Source organism: Nonomuraea sp. NPDC049419, assembly GCF_040676995.1.
Lineage (GTDB): Bacteria > Actinomycetota > Actinomycetes > Streptosporangiales > Streptosporangiaceae > Nonomuraea > Nonomuraea salmonea.
Window position 1 is genome coordinate 1 of record NZ_JBFAQB010000003.1, and the last position, 20866, is coordinate 20866.

General features: G+C 70.8%; 16 protein-coding genes. 6 read left to right on the top strand and 10 right to left on the bottom strand.

Annotation, left to right across the window (positions count from 1 at the left end; translation table 11 throughout):
- Positions 1–109: 109 nt before the first annotated feature.
- Entirely contained in the window at positions 110–478 is a 369-nt protein-coding gene (locus AB0K12_RS10125; protein ID WP_364557827.1) for a YbaB/EbfC family nucleoid-associated protein, read from the bottom strand.
- A gap of 335 nt (positions 479–813) precedes the next feature.
- A complete protein-coding gene (locus AB0K12_RS10130) occupies positions 814–5592 on the bottom strand; it encodes an ATP-dependent helicase (RefSeq protein ID WP_364557830.1) in 4779 nt (1592 codons plus the stop codon).
- A 91-nt stretch (positions 5593–5683) separates the two neighbouring features.
- Here AB0K12_RS10130 and AB0K12_RS10135 point away from each other — a divergent pair, with 91 nt between their 5' ends.
- Positions 5684–6172, top strand: a complete 489-nt coding sequence (locus AB0K12_RS10135) for a VOC family protein (RefSeq protein WP_364557833.1) — start codon at positions 5684–5686, stop codon at positions 6170–6172.
- On the opposite strand, the gene AB0K12_RS10140 is transcribed toward AB0K12_RS10135, so the two are convergent.
- A complete protein-coding gene (locus tag AB0K12_RS10140; RefSeq protein ID WP_355431920.1) occupies positions 6173–6367 on the bottom strand; it encodes a hypothetical protein in 195 nt (64 codons plus the stop codon).
- Positions 6368–6410: 43 nt separating this feature from the next.
- On the opposite strand from AB0K12_RS10140, the gene AB0K12_RS10145 reads away from it, so the two are divergent.
- Positions 6411–6605: a DUF3046 domain-containing protein gene (locus tag AB0K12_RS10145; RefSeq protein WP_111184544.1), complete on the top strand. Its 195-nt coding sequence runs from the start codon at positions 6411–6413 to the stop codon at positions 6603–6605.
- Positions 6606–6611: 6 nt separating this feature from the next.
- Here the strand turns inward: AB0K12_RS10145 and AB0K12_RS10150 are convergent, their stop codons facing one another.
- A complete protein-coding gene (locus AB0K12_RS10150; RefSeq protein ID WP_364557839.1) occupies positions 6612–6887 on the bottom strand; it encodes a hypothetical protein in 276 nt (91 codons plus the stop codon).
- A 366-nt stretch (positions 6888–7253) separates the two neighbouring features.
- Here AB0K12_RS10150 and recA point away from each other — a divergent pair, with 366 nt between their 5' ends.
- From recA to rny, 3 genes are all read left to right on the top strand, one after another.
- Positions 7254–8348 (top strand): recombinase RecA, encoded by a 1095-nt coding sequence (gene recA / locus AB0K12_RS10155; RefSeq protein WP_355431926.1) that lies wholly within the window; start codon positions 7254–7256, stop codon positions 8346–8348.
- Between the two features lie 11 nt (positions 8349–8359).
- Positions 8360–10168 (top strand): RecX family transcriptional regulator, encoded by a 1809-nt coding sequence (locus tag AB0K12_RS10160; protein WP_364557843.1) that lies wholly within the window; start codon positions 8360–8362, stop codon positions 10166–10168.
- A gap of 547 nt (positions 10169–10715) precedes the next feature.
- Positions 10716–12332, top strand: a complete 1617-nt coding sequence (gene rny, locus AB0K12_RS10165) for a ribonuclease Y (RefSeq protein ID WP_364557846.1) — start codon at positions 10716–10718, stop codon at positions 12330–12332.
- Between the two features lie 4 nt (positions 12333–12336).
- Here the strand turns inward: rny and AB0K12_RS10170 are convergent, their stop codons facing one another.
- The 6 genes from AB0K12_RS10170 to AB0K12_RS10195 form a co-directional block, all read right to left on the bottom strand.
- Positions 12337–14154 carry a prolyl oligopeptidase family serine peptidase gene (locus AB0K12_RS10170; protein ID WP_364557849.1) on the bottom strand — a complete coding sequence of 606 codons (1818 nt, stop codon included), beginning with the start codon at positions 14152–14154 and terminating at the stop codon, positions 12337–12339.
- A 156-nt stretch (positions 14155–14310) separates the two neighbouring features.
- On the bottom strand, positions 14311–15156 hold the full coding sequence (locus tag AB0K12_RS10175) for a glutamate ABC transporter substrate-binding protein (RefSeq protein WP_364557851.1): 846 nt from the start codon (positions 15154–15156) through the stop codon (positions 14311–14313).
- 105 nt (positions 15157–15261) lie between these two features.
- Positions 15262–16179: an amino acid ABC transporter permease gene (locus AB0K12_RS10180; protein WP_364557854.1), complete on the bottom strand. Its 918-nt coding sequence runs from the start codon at positions 16177–16179 to the stop codon at positions 15262–15264.
- Positions 16176–16844 (bottom strand): amino acid ABC transporter permease, encoded by a 669-nt coding sequence (locus AB0K12_RS10185; protein WP_355431942.1) that lies wholly within the window; start codon positions 16842–16844, stop codon positions 16176–16178. Before AB0K12_RS10185 ends, AB0K12_RS10180 begins: the two co-directional genes overlap by 4 nt.
- Positions 16845–16901: 57 nt before the next feature.
- Positions 16902–17759 carry a glutamate ABC transporter substrate-binding protein gene (locus tag AB0K12_RS10190; protein ID WP_364557857.1) on the bottom strand — a complete coding sequence of 286 codons (858 nt, stop codon included), beginning with the start codon at positions 17757–17759 and terminating at the stop codon, positions 16902–16904.
- A gap of 34 nt (positions 17760–17793) precedes the next feature.
- The gene (locus tag AB0K12_RS10195; RefSeq protein ID WP_355431948.1) at positions 17794–18549 is read right to left on the bottom strand and encodes an amino acid ABC transporter ATP-binding protein; all 756 of its coding nucleotides are present in this window, start codon (positions 18547–18549) and stop codon (positions 17794–17796) included.
- A 137-nt stretch (positions 18550–18686) separates the two neighbouring features.
- Between AB0K12_RS10195 and miaB the strand changes: the two genes are divergently transcribed.
- A complete protein-coding gene (miaB, locus tag AB0K12_RS10200; protein ID WP_364557861.1) occupies positions 18687–20180 on the top strand; it encodes a tRNA (N6-isopentenyl adenosine(37)-C2)-methylthiotransferase MiaB in 1494 nt (497 codons plus the stop codon).
- The last annotated feature ends 686 nt before the right edge of the window (positions 20181–20866 follow it).

Sequence of the window (20866 nt, forward strand, 5' to 3'; positions counted from 1 at the left end):
TCGCCTCGCTGATCAGGGTGGGCACGTCGGCCTCGGGGACCGCCCCGCCCGCCAGCGGCTTGGCCAGCGGCTTGACGATGTCGGGCACCAGGTTCAGATCGAGCGGCATTTACTTCTTCTCCGTCCGCGGCAGATCAGAAGCCGGGAAGAACAGATCGGCGCCGGCCTCGGGCCCGAACAGGTCCTCGAAGGGGAGGGCAGGGGTGAAGGGCTCCATCAGCTCCCGCATCTCGCCGGACACCTGCCGGGTGGCGTCCCTGATCTGGGCCATGATGGAGTCGGACAGCTCCGACGGTGACAGCTTGCGGTAGACCCGCGGATCGAACTCGATGGCCTGCACATCGCCTCGAGGGCCGACGGTGACGGTGACCATCCCGTCGCGGGACTTGGCGGTCGCCGTCAGGTCGCGCATCTTCTCCTGCGCCTGTTTGAGCTGCTCGGCCTGCTCGTTGACCTCCTTCACGAGCTGCTCCAGCAACCGCCAATGCTCTTGAGATGTCATCGCCGCCCTCAGATCAACGCCGCCTTACCGTGATCATCGAATCCCCATCATTTATCACTTCAGTCCCATATCGGGACAGCAGAATCGATAAATACGGGGAGTCCGCACCACGCCCGCAAGCCATCCGTGATGGTCCTCCCGCAACCGCTCCATCCGTGCCCAGAACACGTCGGCGGCGGGGCCGGCCGTGCGTCCACGCCTGCGGAGGCGCGCGGCCTGCGACCTCCCGCGGTGCACGACAGACGTGGGACCCACGGCTCGGAAGGGCTGCGCTCAGCGTGGCAAAGTCGCTCGTCGCCCGAGCGGTGTGGTCAGGCGCGCAGGCGGAGGCCGCGAGGGGTGGGGTGGAAGCCGGCTGCTTCCAGGGCCGCCGCCAGGGGCGAGTCGACGATGCTGGCGCCGTCGGCGCGTTCGACGGTCAGCTTGCCCAGAGCGCCGTCGCGTACGGCCAGAGCAAGCGCGTCGACCGCCGGCCGCAGCCGGTCGCCGTCGGTGAACGACAGCAGCGTCTTGCCGCCACGCTCGACGTAGAGCACCAGGTGCCCGTCCACGAGCACGACCAGCGAACCGGCCTTCCTGCCCGGCTTGTGACCCACCTCGCCGGGATGCTGCGGCCAGGGCAGCGCGGCGCCGTACGGGCTGGCCGGGTCGGCCGCCGCCAGCACCACGGCGCGCCGCCCCGGCCCTCCTGAACCACCGTCCGCGCCTCTGCCCGACCGCCCCCCGAAGCCGGGCACGTCGTCGGGTGCCGTGGTGCTGAAGCCCGGGCCGGGGGGCGGGGCGGCGCTGGGGGACATGGCGCGCATGCGGTCGACCGCCCCGGGCAGCGCGAACTGGGCGCCGCCGAGCCCCTCGACGAAGTAGCCGCGCCGGCACCGCCCGCTCTCTTCGTACGCCCGCAACACCTGGTAGACGGGCGTGAACCCGCCGGGCAGCCGTTCGGAGGTCACCGCCCCCCGCGTCACCACACCATGCCGCTCAAGCAGGACCTCGGCCTGCGCGTGGGCCCGCTGCGTGGCGTCGGCGGCCGGCTCGGGCAGCAGCCACCACCGCGCCGCCACGGTCGGCGGCCCGCTGCGGCTCGGCAGCACGGCACGGCGCCGCCGCGTGGTGGCGGGCCGGTGGGCGGGCCGCCCAGTGCCGAGCGTGGCCCGCAGCGGCGCCAGCGTGTCACCCGAGACGCGCCCGGCCCACACGAGGTCCCACAGAGCGGACACGAGCGTGGCGTCGTCGAGGGAGCCGAGCTGGTCGGAGATGCCGCGGAAGAACAGCGCGCCGCCTCCGCCGAGCAGCTCGAGAATCTGCTCGTGGACCGGCGTCATGGTGATCTCGGCGGGCTCGGGCATCAGCAGCGGCGCGGTGTCGGCGAAGTAGAGGGACAGCCAGCCGTCGCCGCCGGGCAGCGACCCCTGGCCGACCCACATCACGTCGCCCGACGAGGTCAGCTCGTCGAGCAGCGCGGGATGGTAGCCGGGCACCCGCGACGGCAGCACCAGCGTCTCCAGCGCGGAGGCCGGGACGGCGGCGCCCTGGAGTTGTTCGATGGAGCGTACGAGCGCGTCCATCGCACGAGCCGACCCGATCGCGCCAGGAGAGACCTCGGCGGCGGTGATGCCGTGCCAGGCGGGCAGGAACCTGGCGAGCGTCTCGGGCGTGACCGGCTCCACCTCTTTACGCAGCCGGGCCAGCGACCTGCGGCGCAACATCCGCAGCACGCCCGCGTCGCACCACTCCTCGCCCCGCCCGCCGGGCCGGAACTCACCGTTCACGACCCGCCCCGACGCGGCCAGCCGCCGCAGCGCGTCGGTCACCACGGCCACGCCGAGCCCGAACCTGGCGGCGGCCGTACCGGCGTGGAAGGGCCCGCGCGTGCGGGCGTGCCTGGCCACCAGGTCGGCCAGCGGGTCGGCCACCGGATCGAGGAACGCGTGCGGCACCCCGACGGGCGGCGGGACGCCGAGCGCGTCGCGCATGCGGCCGGCGTCCTCGATGGCGGCCCACTGCTCCTCGCCAGCCACCCGCACCCTGATCGCCCGCCTGGTCCGCTCGAGCTCCTCCAGCCAGGCCGGATCGCCGCCGCGCACGCTCACGTCGGGCGCCAGCAGCGGCCCGTGGGAGCGCAGCAGGTCGGCGAGGTCCTCCACGTCGCGCAGCGGCCGGTCGAGCCTGGCCAGCTCGCGTTCGGTGTCGGAGATGACGTCGGGGTCGAGCAGCTCGCGCAGGTCGGCCTGGCCGAGCAACTCCGCGAGCAGCGTGGTGTCGAGCGCCAGGGCCTGCGCGCGGCGTTCGGCGAGCGGCGCGTCGCCCTCGTACATGAACGCGCCCACGTAGTGGAACAGCAGTGCCGCGGCGAACGGCGAGGCCTGCGAGGTCTCCACCTCCACCACCCGCACCCTGCGGGCGGCGATGTCGCGCATGAGCTGCACCAGGCCAGGCACGTCGAAGACGTCCTGGAGGCACTCGCGCATGGTCTCCAGCACGATCGGGAACGAGGCGTATTGTGAGGCCACGCCCAGCAGATGGGCGGCCCGCTGCCGCTGCTGCCACAGCGGGCTGCGCCGGCCCGGCGTGCGGCGCGGCAGCAGCAGCGCACGGCCCGCGCACTCCCTGAACCGGGAGGCGAACATGGCGGAACCGCCCAGCTCCTCGGTGACGATCTGCTCGATCTCGTCGGCGTCGAAGGCCGCGACGTCGGTCGGCGGCTCGGCCAGCGTGTCGGGGATGCGCAGCACGATGCCGTCGTCGGAGTGCACGGCCTGGACGTCGATGCCGTAGCGCTCGCGCAGCCGCCGGTTGATCGCCAGCGCCCACGGGGCGTGCACGCGGGCGCCGTAGGGGGAGTGGATCACCACCCGCCAGTCGCCCAGCTCGTCGTGGAAGCGCTCGACCAGCAGGGTGCGGTCGTCGGGGACGTAGCCGGTGGCCTCGCGCTGCTCGCGCAGGTAGGCCAGCAGATTGCCCGAGGCGTATTCGTCGAGCCCGGCCGCCTGCATGCGTTCGGTGGAGTCCTGTTTCGCTTGTTCGCGCAGGAACTGCCCGATCGCCTTGCCCAGCTCGGCCGGCCGCCCCGGCGCGTCGCCGTGCCAGAACGGCAGCTTGCCCGGCTGCCCCGGTGCCGGCGAGACCAGCACCCGGTCGGCGGTGATGTCCTCGATGCGCCAGGAGGTCGCGCCCAGCACGAACACGTCGCCGACCCGCGACTCGTAGACCATCTCCTCGTCGAGCTCGCCCACCCGGGAGGCGCGCTCGCCCACCAGGAACACGCCGAACAGGCCGCGATCGGGGATCGTGCCGCCGTTGGTGACCGCCAGCCGCTGCGCGCCAGGCCGCCCCTGGAGGGTGCCGGTGACGCGGTCCCAGACGATGCGGGGGCGCAGCTCGGCGAACTCCTCGCTCGGGTAGCGCCCGGCCAGCATGTCGAGGGTGGCCTCAAGCGCGCTGCGCGGCAGCGTCGCGTAGGGGGCGGCCCGCTTGACCACGCTCTCCAGCTCGTCGACCGTCCACTCGTCGAGCGCGGTCATCGCCACGATCTGCTGCGCCAGCACGTCGAGCGGGTTACGCGGATAGCGCAGCTCCTCGATGAGGCCGCTCTTCATCCGCTCCGCGACCACCGCCGTCTGTACGAGATCGCCGCGGTATTTGGGGAAGATGACGCCCTTCGACACCGCGCCCACCTGGTGGCCCGCCCGGCCGATGCGCTGCAGGCCGCTGGCCACGCTCGGCGGCGCCTCCACGCACGCGACCAGGTCGACGGAGCCCATGTCGATGCCCAGCTCGAGACTGGACGTGGCGACCACGGCAGGCAGCCGGCCCGACTTCAGCGCCTCCTCGATCTGCGCCCGCTCCTCCTTGGAGACCGAGCCGTGGTGGGCGCGGACGATCTCCGTCACCACCCCCTTGCTCGCCCCCGCCTGCGCCATCAGGTCGGCAGGCATGCGCTTGGGCGGCTCGGGGCCCGCGGGGGGTGTCTCCCAGATCGACAGGTCGATGGTCTCGGCGCCGTGCTCGCGCTCGTAGGCCAGCTCGTTGAGCCGGGTGCACAGCCGCTCGGCCAGCCGCCGCGAGTTGGCGAACACGATCGTGGAGCTGTGGGACCCGATCAGGTCGAACAACCGGTCCTCTACGTGGGGCCAGATCGACCGGTTGCCCGGCTCCGGCGCGAACTCCTCGCCCTCCTCGCCCCCCTGGCTCGGCCGGCCCTCCATCTCCGTCATGTCCTCGACGGGGACGACGACCTCGACCTCGATGCGCTTGTCCGACGGCGGCTGCACCACCGTGGCGGGGCGCGTGCCGCCCAGGAACGCCGCGACCTCGCTCACCGGGCGTACGGTCGCCGACAGCCCCACCCGCTGGGCCGGCTTGTCGAGCAGCGCGTCGAGCCGCTCAAGCGTCAGCGCGAGGTGGGCGCCGCGCTTGGTGGCCGCGACCGCGTGCACCTCGTCGACGATCACCGTCTCGACGCCGCGCAGCGCCTCGCGCGCCTGGCTCGTCAGCAGCAGGAACAACGACTCGGGCGTGGTGATGAGGATGTCGGACGGCCGCGACGCGAACCGCCTGCGGTCTTCCGCCGGGGTGTCGCCCGAGCGGATCGCCACCGAGATGTCCGGCACCGGCAGGCCCAGCCGTCTCGCCGTCTGCTTCAGGCCGGCCAGCGGGGCGCGCAGGTTGCGCTCGACGTCGACGGCCAGCGCCTTGAGCGGCGACACGTACACGACCCGCGTGCCCATCGGCCGCTCTGTCGTCTTGGCCTGCTGCGTCGCCTTCGCCCGCTGCGTCGCTTTCGCCTGCTCCGTCGTTTTCGCGCGCCCTCGCGCCGCTGACCCGCGCCCTTCCGCGCTCTCCGGCGCGTCTTCCGCGCCCTCCGGCGCATCCGTCGTGGCGGAGGGCTCGCGGAGGTCGCGGGCCGCGAGCCTGTCGAGCGACCACAGGAACGCCGCCAGCGTCTTGCCCGACCCCGTCGGCGCCACGACCAGCGTGTTGTCACCGCGCGAGATCGACTCCCACGCCCCCTCCTGAGCGGCGGTGGGGGCCTGGAAGGCTCCGGCGAACCATTCCCTGGTCACCTGGCTGAACTGGGCTAGCGAGCTCACCAGCACATACTGCCTCGCGCCACCGACAGAAAACGCATTCGCCCCCGTGGCGGGACGGTTGAGCGGCCGCCCTGGCGGACATACAGCGACCGTGACCATCGACTACGCGGCCATCGAAGCCCGCCGTGCGGAAATACGCGAGCGCTACGTGTTAGCGCACCGGCCCTCCAGCAGCGCGCGAGGACTGCACCACATGGCGCTGCTCTCGTCCGACGTCGAACGGACCATCAAGTTCTACCAGGAGCTCCTGGAGTTCCCGCTCACCGAGATCTTCGAGAATCGCGACTACAAGGGCTCCAACCACTTCTTCTTCGACATCGGCAACGGCAACCTGCTGGCCTTCTTCGACTTCCCCGGGCTCGACCTTGGGCCGTACCAGGAGGTGCTCGGCGGGCTGCACCACGTCGCGATCTCCGTCGACCCCGCCACGTGGGAACGGCTGCGCGGGAAGCTGGAGATGGCCGGCGTGCCGCACCAGATAGAGAGCGGCGCCTCCATTTACTTCAGGGACCCCGACGGCGCCCGGCTGGAGCTGCTCGCCGACCATCTCGGTGAGATGTACGGCACGCGGGTGATGTGACTAGCGCCGCGACGCCCTGCGCGTGCGCGGCTTGCCCGCCCGCGGCGCCTGCCTGATGCCGGCGTGCCGCTCGGCGCGCTCGGCCTTCTCCTTCTTCACGGCCTGCCGCAGCAGGGCTAAGAGGTGACGGCGTCTGGCCCTGTTGGCCTTCGTCTTGGCGGTCTTCGGGGGTGAAGACTTGGGGGTCTTTGGCATGCGGTTGTCCTACCCACCCCCGGGGCGCTTCCATACTTGGGTGATGCGCCTGACCGAGTTCTGGAGACGGATGAACGCCCATTTCGGCGAGACCTACGCCGAGTCGTGGGCCCGCGACTATGTCCTCGCCCCGCTGGGCGGTCGCACCGTCGTCCAGGCGCTGGCCGACGGCGAGAGCGCCAAGACGGTGTGGCGGGCGGTCTGCCAGGTGGAGGACGTCTCGCCGAAGCTCCGCTGACCGCGCTCACCCCGCGGCGGGCCCGTCGAGCGTACGGCGCAGCGCCGCGCACGTGCCCTCCAGATCGTCGGCCGCCCCCTGTCCGCGCGGCGACCACAGGAACTGCCAGCCGTCGTTCGCCGGGGTGGCGAAGACGAGGGTCTGGCGGCTCGTACGCGGATGCCACACCCACAACACAGGATCGTCGCCCCCGACCGTCCTGCTGACGAGCCCGTGCGCGGGCAGCAAAGCGGCGAGCGCCTCGAGAAGGGCGCGCCGTTCCCCGGTGTAGCCGCTCACCACGTGCGCCTCCAAGCGTCGCCGTTGCAGTGAGTCTCCCCAGCTCAGACCTCGGCCAACACGCCGGGCGAGGGTGAACGGCAACGGTCGGCGGCGCGTGATCGCGACGTCACCGACCGCTGAACCGGCCGGCCTTTTCAGGACGCCCGCCCCGTTCCGGCCCGGGACAGGGGAGCACTGGGCGTACCTGTGACACGCGGGATGGCGATGATCAATGGCTACCTGCGTGTTCCTGCTGTGATCGAACAGCCGTTCGGCTACGATGGACCAAGCCGGGCCACGTCTTCCCCGACTGCGGCAGAAATTGTCGGTGGCAGGCCGTAGCTTTCACTCGACTGATCGGACCACGACCCTCCAGGGGGAGTTCCCATGGCTATCAACGACCGCGAGAAGGCCCTCGAGACCGCGCTCGCTCAGATCGAGCGGCAGTTCGGCAAGGGCTCCGTCATGAGGCTGGGCGACGACGCCCGAGCTCCCATCGAGGTGATCCCCACCGGCTCCATCTCCCTGGACGTCGCCCTCGGCATCGGCGGCCTGCCGCGCGGGCGCATCGTGGAGATCTACGGCCCCGAGTCCTCGGGTAAGACGACGATCGCCCTGCACGCGGTGGCCAACGCCCAGCGCGCCGGCGGCATCGCCGCGTTCATCGACGCCGAGCACGCCCTCGACCCCGAATACGCCAAGAAGCTCGGGGTCGACACCGACGCCCTGCTGGTCTCCCAGCCCGACACGGGTGAGCAGGCGCTTGAGATCGCCGACATGCTGATCAGGTCGGGCGCCGTCGACATCATCGTCGTCGACTCGGTGGCGGCCCTGGTGCCCAAGGCCGAGATCGAGGGCGAGATGGGCGACAGCCACGTCGGCCTCCAGGCCCGCCTCATGTCCCAGGCGCTGCGCAAGATCGCCGGCGCCCTCAGCAGCACCGGCACCACCGCCATCTTCATCAACCAGCTCCGCGAGAAGATCGGCGTCATGTTCGGCAGCCCCGAGACCACGACCGGTGGTAAGGCGCTGAAGTTCTACGCCTCGGTCCGCATGGACATCCGGCGCATCGAGACCCTCAAGGACGGCACGGAGGCGGTCGGCAACCGCACCCGGGTCAAGATCGTCAAGAACAAGATGGCCCCGCCCTTCCGGGTCGCCGACTTCGACATCCTCTACGGCGTGGGCATCTCCCGCGAGGGCGGCCTCATCGACATGGGTGTGGAGCACGGCTTCGTCCGCAAGTCCGGCGCCTGGTACACGTACGAGGGCGACCAGCTCGGCCAGGGCAAGGAAAACGCGCGTAACTTCCTGCGCAACCACCCCGACATGGCCAACGAGATCGAGAAGAAGATCAAGGACAAGCTGGGCGTGGGCCCGCGTCTCGACGCTCCCGCCGAGGCCGCCGCCGCTGCCCCTGCTCCGGCCGCCACCTCCTCGGGCCGCGGCTCCAAGTCCACCCCCAAGCCGGGTGACGTCTGAGCGTCGGCCGCATGAGCAACACCGACCGGCCACAGGTGCCCCGTACACCGGAGCGGGGCGCCTGGCCCGATCCCTCCACCCGCCGCCGCGACCTGGCCCGCTCAGCCACGGACGGCTGGCCGTCGGTGTCCGAGTGGCGCGCCCAACGCACCCGCCAACGCGCCGCCGAGGAAACCCCCGCCGAAGGCTCCCCCGACACAGCCGCCCAGGAAGCCTCAGCCGAAGGCTCCCCTGCAACACCAGCAGGAAGCCTCGCGGAAGACGAAGAGAAAAAGACCACAGCAGGAGACACCGCCCCTGAAACCACAGCGGCAGGGGCCCACCCCGAAGACACCTCCGCACCGACCGTGGCGGAAGACACCACCGCTGAGGTCGTGGCGGCAGGGGACCTCGCTGAGGGAGCCTCCGCACCGGCGGCAGGGGAAGGCGCGCCTGAGGGCGGCGGAAACGGTGCTTGGTGGGGCTCCGAGACCAGCTGGACCCCACCGGCGGTTGTCACCTCGCCAGCCGTCGGGCTCCCGCCTGCGGGATTCTCACCGGCCGATGGCGGCACCCCACCAGAGCCGCCTCGCGGTGCTCAACACCCCTTCTTCGCGCGTGAGGACAGAGAGGGCTTCGTAGCGGCGCAGGACGGCGACGACACCCGCTCGGATGCTTCGCCGCAGCGCCGCCCGGGTGACGAATGGCACTCGGAGGTCCTCCCCGGTCCCAGCTGGTTCGCCCCTGCTCCTGAAGAGAGTGACTCCGGCCGACCTGGCCGATCACGCCGCAGCGGCGCTTCACGCTCAAACCGATCCGGTACGACGTCCGCGGGGGCCTCAGCGCGAAGCCGATCGCGCAAGGGCCGCAGCCAGCCATCCGCCGACACCGGGCCGACCGGTGCCGGACAAGACGCCTTTGATGACGCACCCGACTGGCTCGCCGGAGGGCCGGACTCGTCGGATGAGGGGCGTAGGGCGTTCGGGGGAGGACGAGACTCACTTGGCGGCGGCCGCGGCTCCTCGCGGGGGAAACTGGGCGCCGGTTTCGGTGCGGCAACAGGGCTCTCTGATGACGGCGTTGAGCCGCTTGGCGCCGAAGCCGGGCCGTCCCGCGACGATGCTGGGGTGTTCGGTGGAGGAACCGGGGCGGCCGGTGAGGGTGCCGGGCCGTTCGATGGCGGAGCCGGGGGTTCCAGCGGGGAGAGAGAGGCGTTCGGTGAGGGGGCCGGGCGGCGGGGGCGCAAGGGGGGCCGGTACGGGAAGAAGTCGCGTAAGGGTGGCGCTCAGGGCCGGGGATGGCTGCCTGACGGGCCCGATGACGACAGCCCGGCCGGCGCTGCACCCCAGGCGGATCCGGAGTCGGTGGCTCGGGCCATCTGTCTGCGTCTGCTCACCATGGCGCCCAAGACCCGCGCTCAGCTCGCGGAGGCCCTGCGTAAGCGGGACGTGCCGGAGGAGGCTGCGGAGGCGGTGCTCAGCCGGTTCTCAGAGCTGGGGCTGATCAATGACGAGGCGTTCGCGGCGGCCTGGGTCGACTCACGTCATCACGGTCGCGGGCTGGCCAAGCGGGCGCTGGCGGCCGAGCTGCGCCATCGGGGTGTGGACAGTGAGACGGTCAGCGAGGCCGTGGAGCGGCTCGACCCCGACCAGGAGGAGGAGACGGCCCGGCGGCTCGTCGAGCGCAAGCTCGCCGCCACCCGCTCCCTCGACCCGCAGAAGCGCACCCGCCGGCTGGCCGGCATGCTGGCCCGCAAGGGCTACCCCTCCGGCCTCGCCTTCCGCGTCATCCGCGAGGCCCTCGAACAGGAGGGCATCGAGATGGACGAAGACTTCTCGTAGGAGACCTGTAGTGGGTGCCGCGCCTCAGCGGGTCCCGCGCCCCAGCGCGGTGGGAGGATCCCCGCCCTTGAGGTTCGCTGCCCTGCCTCCGTGCCGGCGCCGTGCTGCCTCCGTGCTGCCTCCGTGCTGCCTGCGTCAGGGCTCCGTGTGTTGGTGTGGCGGGGTGGGGGCCCAAAAGCGGCCGGAGGGCGTGAGGTGGGCAATTCAGTGGCAATGGGGGATTTGGGGTTGGGTGGGGAGATGCGCGCACGTAAGACACGCTTGATACCGCGTTTGCTTGCTCGTGACCTGTTCGACGCATAACCTCGACGGCAGTGAGGAGTTACTCCGCGCAGCGCGGATTGCCATACCGGTGAACGACGGACGAATGGGCTTGGTTGATCGAGGCAGGCGAGGTGTCGGCTTTGGCGGTCGACGCCCGGTCGGTCGTGGCTTGATCTCGATCGTGGCGATCATGCCGACCCGGCGATCCGCGGCGCGCCTGTGACCCCTCCTACATTGTGGCCGCGTTATGAGTTCTTGACGACGCGAGGAGGGCGGGGCGCACATGGGGCCGCTGGTCGTGGTGCTGATGGTGGCGGTGCTCGTGCTCGCGTTCGGCATGATAGGGGCGCTCCTCGTCGTCGTACGGCGCACGTCCGGCGGTGTGCCGCGCGCCGGTAAGCCGGATCCGGAGCAGCTGCAGACCGTGCACGAGGAGCTGGAGCAGGCGCGCGAGGAGGCGCGGGAGATCCGCACCAAGGCGGAGAGCGACGCCGAGGACATCCTGCGCAGGTCGGAGGCGGCGGCCGAGAGCGCCGCGCAGATGCGGCGCGAGGTCGAGGAGGAGAGCCGGATACTCAAGTCCGAGCTCAAGGAGCTGCGCGCCGACCTCGAGCGCAGGGAGGCCCGGCTGGCCGAGCGGGAGCAGCGGCTGGACGAGGAGGCCAGGCGGCAGGCCGAGCGCGACAGGAAGCTGGCCGAGACGGAGATCGAGCTGGCCGACCGCCGCGAGGAACTGCTGCGGGTCGAGGAGGAACGCCGGGTCATCCTGGAGCGGGTGGCCGGGCTGACCGGCGAGCAGGCCAAGGCCGAGCTGGTCAAGGAGATCGAGAACCAGGCCAAGCGCGAGGCGGCGCTGATCGTCAGGGAGATCGAGGGCGAGGCCCGCAAAGAGGGCGAGAAGCGGGCCACGAAGATCGTCACGCTGGCCGTGCAGCGGCTGGCGGCGGAGCAGACGGCCGAGTCGGTCGTGAGCGTGCTGCATCTGCCGGGCGACGAGATGAAGGGCCGGATCATCGGGCGCGAGGGGCGTAACATCCGCGCGTTCGAGTCCACGACCGGAGTCAACCTGATCATCGACGACACGCCAGAAGCGGTGCTGCTGTCGTGCTTCGACCCGGTCAGGCGGGAGACGGCGCGGCTGACGCTGGAGAAGCTGGTGCTCGACGGCCGCATCCACCCGCAGCGCATCGAGGAGGCGCACGACCGCAGCCGCCAGGAGGTCCAGGACCTGTGCGCGCGGGCGGGTGAGGACGCCCTGGTCGAGCTGGGCATCACCGACATGCACCCGGAGCTGACGCTGCTGCTCGGGCAGCTGCGCTACCGCACCTCCTACGGCCAGAACGTGCTCAAGCACCTCATCGAGTCGGCCCACATCGCCGGCATCATGGCGGCCGAGCTGAAGATGAACCAGACGCTGATGAAGCGCTGCGCCCTGCTCCACGACATCGGCAAGGCGCTCACCCATGAGGTCGAGGGCAGCCACGCGCTGATCGGGGCCGAGATCGCCCGCCGCTACGGCGAGGAGGAGGACGTGGTGCACGCCATCGAGGCGCACCACAACGAGGTCGAGGTCCGGACGGTCGAGGCGGTGCTGACCCAGGCCGCCGACGCGATCAGCGGCAGCCGCCCCGGCGCCAGGCGGGAGTCGCTGGAGGCGTACGTGAAGCGGCTGGAGCGGCTGGAGGAGATCGCGCAGTCGTATGAGGGCGTGGAGAAGGTGTTCGCCATGCAGGCCGGGCGGGAGATCCGGGTCATGGTCAAGCCCGACGCCATCGACGACATCCAGGCCCAGGTGATCGCCCGCGACGTGGCCAAGCAGGTGGAGGAGGAGCTGACGTACCCGGGGCAGATCCGCATCACCGTGGTGCGGGAGTCGCGCGCGACCGAGTTCGCGCGCTGACCCCTCAGGCGAAGAGCTGCTGGTAGAAGGCCAGCTCGGCGGCGAGCGCGGCGACGCGGGTCTCGGTGCGGCGGAAGCCGTGCGACTCGCCCTCGAACGCGAGGTACGTGCACGGCACCCCGCGCTCGGACAGGGCGTCGGCGAAGGCCGTCGACTGCTGGGGCGGCACGACGGGGTCGTCGAGGCCCTGGAGGAGCAGCATGGGGCAGGTGACGCCGTCGACGAGGGCGAGGGGTTCGCGGCCGGCGTAGACTTCGGGGTCCTCCGGGCCCACCAGCCACTCCACGTACCGTGACTCGAAGTCGTGCGTGTGGGCGTTGAGCGGGCCGAGCGCGCTGACCCCGTAGTACGACACCCCGCCCGCGAACACGTCCGACCGGCAGCACGCGGCCATCACGGTCCAGCCGCCCGCGCTGCCGCCGCGTACGGCGATCTTGCGCGGGTCGGCCAGGCCCTCGGCGGCCAGCCATTCGGCGGCGGCGACCGTGTCGGCGACGTCGACGAGCCCCCACTGCCCCTTGAGCCGGTCGCGGTAGGCCCTGCCGTAGCCGGTCGAGCCGCCGTAGTTGACGTCGAGGACGCCGATGCCGCGCGAGGTCAGGAACGCCTTCTCCAGGTCGAGCCCGGTGTCGGCGTGAGCGGTCGGGCCACCGTGCACGAAGATCACGTAGGGGGACGGGCCGTCGCCCGCGGCTTCGGCGTGCGGCGGGTAGAGGTAGGCGTGGACGTCGCCCCCCACGCGCACGGCCCGGGGCAGCGGCAGGTAGGCGGGGTCGGGCAGGGCGGCGGAGTCGCCGGTGAGCCGCGTGTGAGCGCCCGTCGCGGTGTCGACGGTGAGGACCGAGCGGGGCGTCGTGGCGGCGTAGCCGATGCCGGTCACGGCGGAGCCGTCGGCGGTCAGGGCCGCGTCCCAGCCGGTGCAGGGCGTCTCCAGGTCGGTGAGCGTGCCGTGCGCCGGGTCGAGCAGGGCGAGCCGCAGGTCGCCGCGCCCGTGCAGGACCGCGAGCCGGCCGTCACCGAGCACGGCGTACGGCATGCCGCCGAGCCGCCACGGCGGCAGCGCGAACTCCTCGTCGGCCGGGCACAACGCCCGCGCTCCTTCGCCGCGCAGGCCGATCTCGTAGAGGTTCCACCAGCCGGAGGCGTCGGAGACGAGGTAGAGCCGGGAGCCGTCCTTCCAGCAGGGCGACAGCACGGACTCGTCGGCGCCGCCGCGCACGGTCCAGGTCTCGCCGTCGTCGAGGCGGGTGACGCGCAGCTCGGTGCCGTGCCAGGGCATGCGGGGGTGGTTCCAGCAGATGTAGGCGAGATGCCGCCCGTCGGGGGACAAGGTGGGGGATGCGTAGAAGTCGCTCCCGGTGGCCCATTCGCGCACGTCGCCGCCGTCGAGCGGGATCGCGACGACGGCCCTGGTGACCTTGCCGTCCTCGGCGTGCCGCTCGCGTACGCACCACACCTGGCCGTCGCGCACCACCAGGTCGGCGTAGCGGCCGTCCTCCTCCGTGAGGGGTTTCGGTTCGCCGTTTTCGCCCAGAACGTAGAGGCGCTGGTCCTTGAGGTTGGCGAACACGACGTCGCCCGACGGGGTCAGCGCATAGGGGCGGCCGCCGTACTCGTGGACCCGGGTGCGCGCGCACCACGGCGCGGGCAGCAGGTCACGGCGGGTGCCGTCGGCGTCGCGGCGCACGATCGTGGTGCGCCCGCCCTCGTCGGGGCGGTCCTCGGTCCACCACACCCGGCCGTCGAGGGCCGTGGGCCAGCCGGGACGTACGCCCGAAGCGGCCACGTCTCTGGTCGAAATGGGGGAGGGCCAGAAAGGCATACCCGCATCCTGCCGGAAGATCGCCGGGAGTGCGGGCCGGTCCTCACAGTTCAGCGCCCGTTCCCCGAGATCACCCAGACCGGGAGCCCAAGGTGAGCTCGCGGCACGCGCGCATGGAGGCGCGGGCCCAGAGCGAGGGGACGACCTCACAGGCGGTCAGGGGCAGCCGGCGGAGCGGGGTGGGCCTTGTGGGAGTGTCAGGTGGGAGCGGCCGAACCATTTGCGCAGCAGCCGGTCGGCCGTCCCGTCCCGCCACATGGCGGTGATGGCCCGGTTGACGGCCGCGCAGGTCTCGGCGTCGCCCTGCTTCAGCCCCACCCCCCACTGCTCGTCGCTGATCGGCTCGTTGAGCAGCCGGAACCGGCCTGGTTCGCGCTCGACGTACCCGGCCAGGGCGAGGTTCTCGGTGCTGACGGCGTCGAGCAGGTTGTCGGCGAGTTTGCGCACGCAGGCGGAGTAGTTGACGGCGGGCACGAGCTGCGCGGGCAGGTCGAGCTTGCCGTCGGGCGGCGGGTCCACGATCCGCCGGTACGAGTTCGACCCCTCGGCCAGGCAGATCCGCTTGCCGCGCAGGTCGCTCACGTGGCGGATGCGGGTGTCGCCGGCGCGGACCATGGTGTCCTGGCTGACGATCACGTACGGCCCGCCGAACGTCACCTTGGGCTTGCGGGACTCGGTGATCGAGTACGACGCCACGATCAGGTCCACGGTGCCGTTCTGCAGCAGCGACTCGCGGGTGGACGACGGCGACTCGCGCCAGGTGATGGCGACCTTGGCGCCGCCGGACAGGTGGCGGACGAGGTAGCGGGCGACGTCCACGTCGAAGCCCTGCGGGTCGCCGCTGCCGGTGCGCAGGGCGAGGCCGGGCTGGTCCCATTTGGTGCCGACGACGACCGTGCCGGTGTCCTTGATCTTGTCGACGACGGTCGGCGGCCGTCCCACGCCGCCGCACGCGGCCAGGCCCAGCGTCACGGCCGCTCCCGCGAGCACCACCCCACGCATGGTCTACGGCTAACCAGAAGGGCGCAGCGGTAACTCGGCGTGGGACATCTCTGGGTAAAGCGACGGAGCCCCGGCGAGGGATTCGCCGGGGCTTCGTCGACAGGGTCATTCCACGGGACGGTCGGGTGCCAGGCCACCGCCTTCGGTGCCCTGACCCGCGGCCACGCCCACCTCGGCGGAGCCGGGCGCCGCGACGGGCCGCGCCGCCGTCTTCTTGCTGCGCCGGCTGCGCCGCTCCAGCCAAGTGGCCAGATAGCTGAGCGCCAGGTTGAGCGCCACGTAGATGATGCCGATGACGATCGCCGCCGGGATCAGCGAGCCGAAGAACGCGGCAGGCAGGATCTTGAAGCCGGTGTTGAGCAGGTCGACGTAGGCGATGATGTAGCCGAGCGCGGTGTCCTTCAGCAGCACCACGAGCTGGCTGACGATCGCCGGCATCATCGCCGTGATGGCCTGCGGCAGCAGCACCAGCCGCAGCACCTGGTTCTTGCGCATGCCGACCGCGTACGCCGCCTCCGACTGCCCCTTGGGCACCGCGTGCACGCCCGCCCTGACGACCTCGGCGAGCACCGAGCCGTTGTAGAGCGTGAGGCCGAGCACGACGGCCGCGAACGCGTAGTCGCCGCCGCCCAGCAGCGTGGGCGCCAGGTAGAAGATGAAGAAGATCAGCAGCAGCAGCGGGATCGCACGGAAGACCTCGACCACCACGCCGGCCGGGATCCTGATCCAGGCGTGGTCGGAGAGCCGGGCCAGACCGAAGATCGCGCCGAACGCCAGCGCCAGCACCGCCGCCACGGCCGCCGCGCGCAGCGTGCCGATCAGGCCGGGGATGATGTAGACCTGCCAGGTGTTCCACTCCAGGAACGGCTGCCAGATCTTCCCCTCGAACTGGCCCTTGGCGTCGAAGCCGCGGTAGACGCCGTACAGGACGGCGAGCACCGCGATGACGCTGATCACGGTCAGCCCGTGGTTGCGCAGCCGCCCGCGCGGCCCTGGGGCGTCGAAGAGTACGGAGGTGCTCATCGGACCACCGCCAGCCGCCGCGACAGCCAACCGGTGAAGAAGCCGATCGGCATGGTCAGTGCCATGAACGCGACGATGATGCCGAGGAAGATCGGGATCGACGCGCCGGTCTGGTCAAAGGTGATCTTCATGACCGCCGCAGAGTCGAGGAGGAAACCACCGGCCGTCGCGACCGTGGTGTTCTTGATCATGGCGATCATCACGCTGCCCAGCGGCGCGATGACCGCGCGGAACGCCTGAGGCAGGATGATCATCGTCAGCGACTGCATGAACGTCAGCCCGATCGCCCTGGCCGCCTCCGCCTGGCCCATCGGCACCGTGTTCACGCCGGCGCGCAGCGCCTCGCAGACGAAGGCCGCGGTGTAGACCGACAGCCCCATCGACACGATCCAGAACGAGTTGGTCGTCGGCGTCTCGGAGAACACCAGGCCGAGCTGGTCGCTCAGGCCCAGCGCGGAGAACGCCAGCACCAGCGTCAGCGGGGTGTTGCGCACCACGTTGACGTAGATCGTCCCGGCCGCACGCAGGACCGGGGTGGGGGAGACCCGCATCGCCACCAGAATCGTGCCGAGGATCAGGGAGGCGACCGCGGACACGAGGGAGAGCTTGACGTTCTCCAGGAATCCCAGCCCGAGGTCGGGGGCGTACTTGATGAGTTCGTCCATTGTGCTCCACCGCATAGGCAGCGGCGGCCGGTCATCCGGCCGCCGCTATTGGTGAGATCAGGCGCAGCCCTCGGCCGGCGGCGCCTCCGTCGAGAGGTTGAGGCCCTGGATGCCGCCGAACCACTTGTCCAGCAGCTGCTTCATGGTGCCGTTGTCCCAGAGCGTCTTGACCGCCTTGTTCACGGCCTCACACGTCTTGGTGTCGCCCTTCTTCAGGCCGACGCCGTACTTCTCGTTGGTGAAGCCCTGGCCGAGCACCTTGAAGTTGCCGCCGGCCTGCTTGGCGAAGCCCGCCAGGATGAGGTCGTCGGTGGTGACCGCGTCGAGGTTGCTGCCGCTCAGCTTCTGCACGCACTCGGAGTAGTTGGCGGCGTCGACGGTGGTGGCGTCGATGTCGAGCTCACCGTCCGGCGGCGGGTCGGTGATCCGCTTGTACGAGTTGGAGCCCGCGGCCTTGCAGATCTTCTTGCCCTTGAGGTCCTGCGGGGTGTTGATGGAGGTGTCGTCCTTGCGGACCATCACGTCCTGGTGCGCCACGACGTAGGGGCCGCCGAAGGTGACCTTGCCCTTGCGCTCCTCGGTGATGGAGTAGGTGGCGAAGATGATGTCGACCGTGCCGTTCTGCAGGAACGGCTCACGGTTGGAGGAGGCGGACTCCTTCCATTCGACCTTCACGTCCTTGCCGCCGGCCACTTCCTTCAGTACGGCCTTGGCCACGTCGACGTCGAAACCCTCGGGCTCGCTGCCCGTCTTCAGGCCCAGGCTCGGCTGGTCCCACTTGGTGCCGACCACAATGGTGCCACCCCCGGCGATCTTGTCGGCCACGGTGGCGTAGTCGCCGCCACCGCCGCCGCTCTCGCCGCCGCAGGCCGCGAGGCCGGCGGCCATCGCCAGCACCGAGAGCACTGCTCCCATTCGACGCATGTGCATGTGTTCCCTGCCTTGGTTGTCAGTGCGTGAGAATCTTCGAAAGGAAGTCACGCGCCCGGTCCGTCTGCGCGTTGGTGAAGAACTCGTCGGGGGTGTTCTCCTCCACGATCTGCCCGTCGGCCATGAACACCACCCGGTTCGCCGCCCGCCGGGCGAATCCCATCTCGTGCGTGACGACCACCATGGTCATCCCGTCACGGGCCAGCCCGACCATGACATCGAGCACCTCTTGCACCATCTCGGGGTCGAGGGCGGAGGTCGGCTCGTCGAACAGGATCATCTTCGGGTCCATGGCCAGCGCCCTGGCGATGGCGACCCGCTGCTGCTGGCCGCCGGAAAGCTGGGCCGGATATTTGTCCGCCTGCGCGGCGATGCCCACCCGTTCGAGCAACTCCATCGCGCGCTTGTTCGCGGCGTCCTTGGCGACTCCGCGCACCTTGACCGGGCCGAGAGTGACGTTCTCCCTGATGGTCTTGTGCGCGAACAAGTTGAACGACTGGAAGACCATGCCGACTTCGGAACGCAGCCGCGCCAGCCCCTTGCCCTCCTCGGGCAGGACCTGACCGTCGAAAATGATCTTTCCGTCGCTGATCGTCTCCAGCCGGTTCATCGTGCGGCACAAAGTGGACTTACCGCCGCCCGATGGGCCGATGACGACCAGGACCTCGCCACGAGAGACGGTCAAGTTGATGTTCTTCAGGACGTGCAACGCCCCGAAGTGCTTGTTGACGTTCTCCAACTGGACCAGTGGAGTGGCGTCGCCGTTCTCCGTCATGGAGTAAAACGTAGAGGGCATTAGAACGCTGTGCACTAACCGAGCGGTACCGATCCGATCACATCATGCCGTCAAGCTGGCCTTTTAGAACCGTACGGCCCTTGTCAAGGCGGACTGCGACTACCCTTGAACATGCCATGACTGTGACCCAGGAGGGCGCCCGCACATACGAAGTGCGCACATACGGGTGCCAGATGAACGTCCACGACTCCGAGCGGCTGTCCGGTCTGCTGGAAGGGGCCGGCTACGTGCCCGCTCCCGACGGCGAGACGGCCGACGTGGTCGTGTTCAACACGTGCGCCGTGCGGGAGAACGCCGACAACCGCCTCTACGGCAACCTCGGCCACCTCCGCCCGGCCAAGGCCGGCAACCCCCGCATGCAGATCGCGGTCGGGGGCTGCCTGGCGCAGAAGGACCAGGGCGAGATCGTCCGTAGGGCGCCGTGGGTCGACGTCGTGTTCGGCACCCACAACATCGGCTCGCTGCCGGTGCTGCTGGAGCGGGCGCGCGTCGAGGGCGAGTCGCAGGTCGAGCTGAAGGAGTCGCTCGAGGTCTTCCCCTCGACGCTGCCCACCAAGCGCGAGTCGGCCTACGCCGCCTGGGTGTCCATCTCCGTCGGCTGCAACAACACCTGCACGTTCTGCATCGTGCCCTCGCTGCGCGGCAAGGAGAAGGACCGCCGCCCCGGCGACGTCCTCGCCGAGGTGCGGGCGCTGGTCGGCCAGGGCGTGCTCGAGGTCACGCTGCTGGGCCAGAACGTCAACACCTACGGCGTGGAGTTCGGCGACCGGCTGGCCTTCGGCAAGCTGCTGCGCTCGTGCGGCGGCATCGAGGGTCTTGAGCGGGTGCGCTTCACCTCGCCCCACCCGGCCGCCTTCACCGACGACGTCATCGCCGCGATGGCCGAGACGCCCAACGTGATGCACCAGCTCCACATGCCCCTGCAGTCGGGCTCCGACCGGGTGCTGCGGGCCATGCGGCGCTCCTACCGCGCCGAGCGCTACCTCGGCATCATCGAGCGCGTGCGCGCCGCCATGCCCGACGCGGCCATCTCCACCGACATCATCGTCGGCTTCCCCGGCGAGACCGAGGAGGACTTCCAGGCCACCCTCGACGTCGTACGCCAGAGCCGCTTCGCCAACGCCTTCACCTTCCAATACTCCATCCGCCCCGGCACTCCGGCGGCCACCATGCCCGGCCAGGTGCCGAAGGAGGTCGTCCAGGAGCGCTACGAGCGGCTGGTCGCGCTGCAGGAGGAGATCTCGTGGGAGGAGAACAAGAAGCAGGTCGGGCGCACGCTCGAAGTGCTGGTCGCCGAGGGCGAGGGGCGCAAGGACGAAGCCACCAGGCGGCTGTCCGGGCGCGCGGCGGACAACCGGCTCGTGCACTTCGCCGTCGGTGACGAGACGCCGCGGCCCGGTGACATGGTGACGGTCGAGGTGACGTACGCGGCGCCGCACCACCTGGTCGCCGACGGGGCCGTGCTCGGAGTGCGGCGCACCCGCGCCGGCGACGCCTGGGAGGCTCGCCAGGGCGGCGGGGTCCCGTCGCCGGGGGTGCTGCTCGGCATGCCGACCATCGGCCGTCCCGCTCCGCTGCCCGCCGCGACGGGGGGTTGCTCGGCGCACTGATCCGTTTCATCGAGGGCGGTACCGGTTCTCCGGTGCCGCCCTTCGTCGTGTCCTGGGCCGTCAGCGGGTGAGGCGGTTGAGCATGTCGTAGCAGGGACCGCGGCGGAAGTCGTGGAACGTGGCGCAGGGGTCGGGCATGCCTGGTCCCGGGGCCGGACGGGGAGGCTGAGGGGGGAGCGTGCCTTCGGGCTGAGCGGGATCGGGGGCCGGCCGGGTGGGGGGCTGCGGTGGTGCCTGAGGGGCCGGTGAGCCGTGCGGGCGTCCTCGCCAGGGGTGGCCGGCGCCCTTGCCCGGTGGTGTGAGGGGGCGTGCCTCCGGGGTGGGCAGGATCGGGCGGATGGGCTTGCCGTACGTCGGGGGGATCGGGGACGTCAGCGGGCCCGCCGAGGGGAGTGGCCGTCCGGCCGGGGTGTCCCAGGGCGGGAGGAGGTCGGCGGCGGGGTCCCAGGGCGGCACCGGTTCTATCCAGGGTGGGGACGGCGGGCCGAACCTGATCGACGCCGGGCGGGGCGATGAGGAGTGGATCGCTCCATTCGACCGCCTCGCTGCGGGTGTGGCTGTTTGTGGTGTGATCGACGCCGAGAGTGGCGATTCAGACGAATTCGATCTTACGGAAAGCGGGGTTTCCCGATCGAATCCCTGCGGTCTTTGGGAAGATGGTTCCCGCGAGTCGGTGAATGCTAGGA

Bases quoted from the DNA above. Each gene is read 5' to 3' on its own strand.
- AB0K12_RS10185 (WP_355431942.1), bottom strand. From the start codon at position 16,844: ATGGACGAACTCATCAAGTACGCCCCCGACCTCGGGCTGGGATTCCTG.
- miaB (WP_364557861.1), top strand. From the start codon at position 18,687: ATGACTGTGACCCAGGAGGGCGCCCGCACATACGAAGTGCGCACATAC.
- AB0K12_RS10140 (WP_355431920.1), bottom strand. From the start codon at position 6,367: ATGCCAAAGACCCCCAAGTCTTCACCCCCGAAGACCGCCAAGACGAAG.
- AB0K12_RS10145 (WP_111184544.1), top strand. From the start codon at position 6,411: ATGCGCCTGACCGAGTTCTGGAGACGGATGAACGCCCATTTCGGCGAG.
- AB0K12_RS10190 (WP_364557857.1), bottom strand. From the start codon at position 17,759: ATGGGAGCAGTGCTCTCGGTGCTGGCGATGGCCGCCGGCCTCGCGGCC.
- AB0K12_RS10195 (WP_355431948.1), bottom strand. From the start codon at position 18,549: ATGACGGAGAACGGCGACGCCACTCCACTGGTCCAGTTGGAGAACGTC.
- recA (WP_355431926.1), top strand. From the start codon at position 7,254: ATGGCTATCAACGACCGCGAGAAGGCCCTCGAGACCGCGCTCGCTCAG.
- rny (WP_364557846.1), top strand. From the start codon at position 10,716: ATGGGGCCGCTGGTCGTGGTGCTGATGGTGGCGGTGCTCGTGCTCGCG.
- AB0K12_RS10160 (WP_364557843.1), top strand. From the start codon at position 8,360: ATGAGCAACACCGACCGGCCACAGGTGCCCCGTACACCGGAGCGGGGC.
- AB0K12_RS10175 (WP_364557851.1), bottom strand. From the start codon at position 15,156: ATGCGTGGGGTGGTGCTCGCGGGAGCGGCCGTGACGCTGGGCCTGGCC.
- AB0K12_RS10170 (WP_364557849.1), bottom strand. From the start codon at position 14,154: ATGCCTTTCTGGCCCTCCCCCATTTCGACCAGAGACGTGGCCGCTTCG.
- AB0K12_RS10180 (WP_364557854.1), bottom strand. From the start codon at position 16,179: ATGAGCACCTCCGTACTCTTCGACGCCCCAGGGCCGCGCGGGCGGCTG.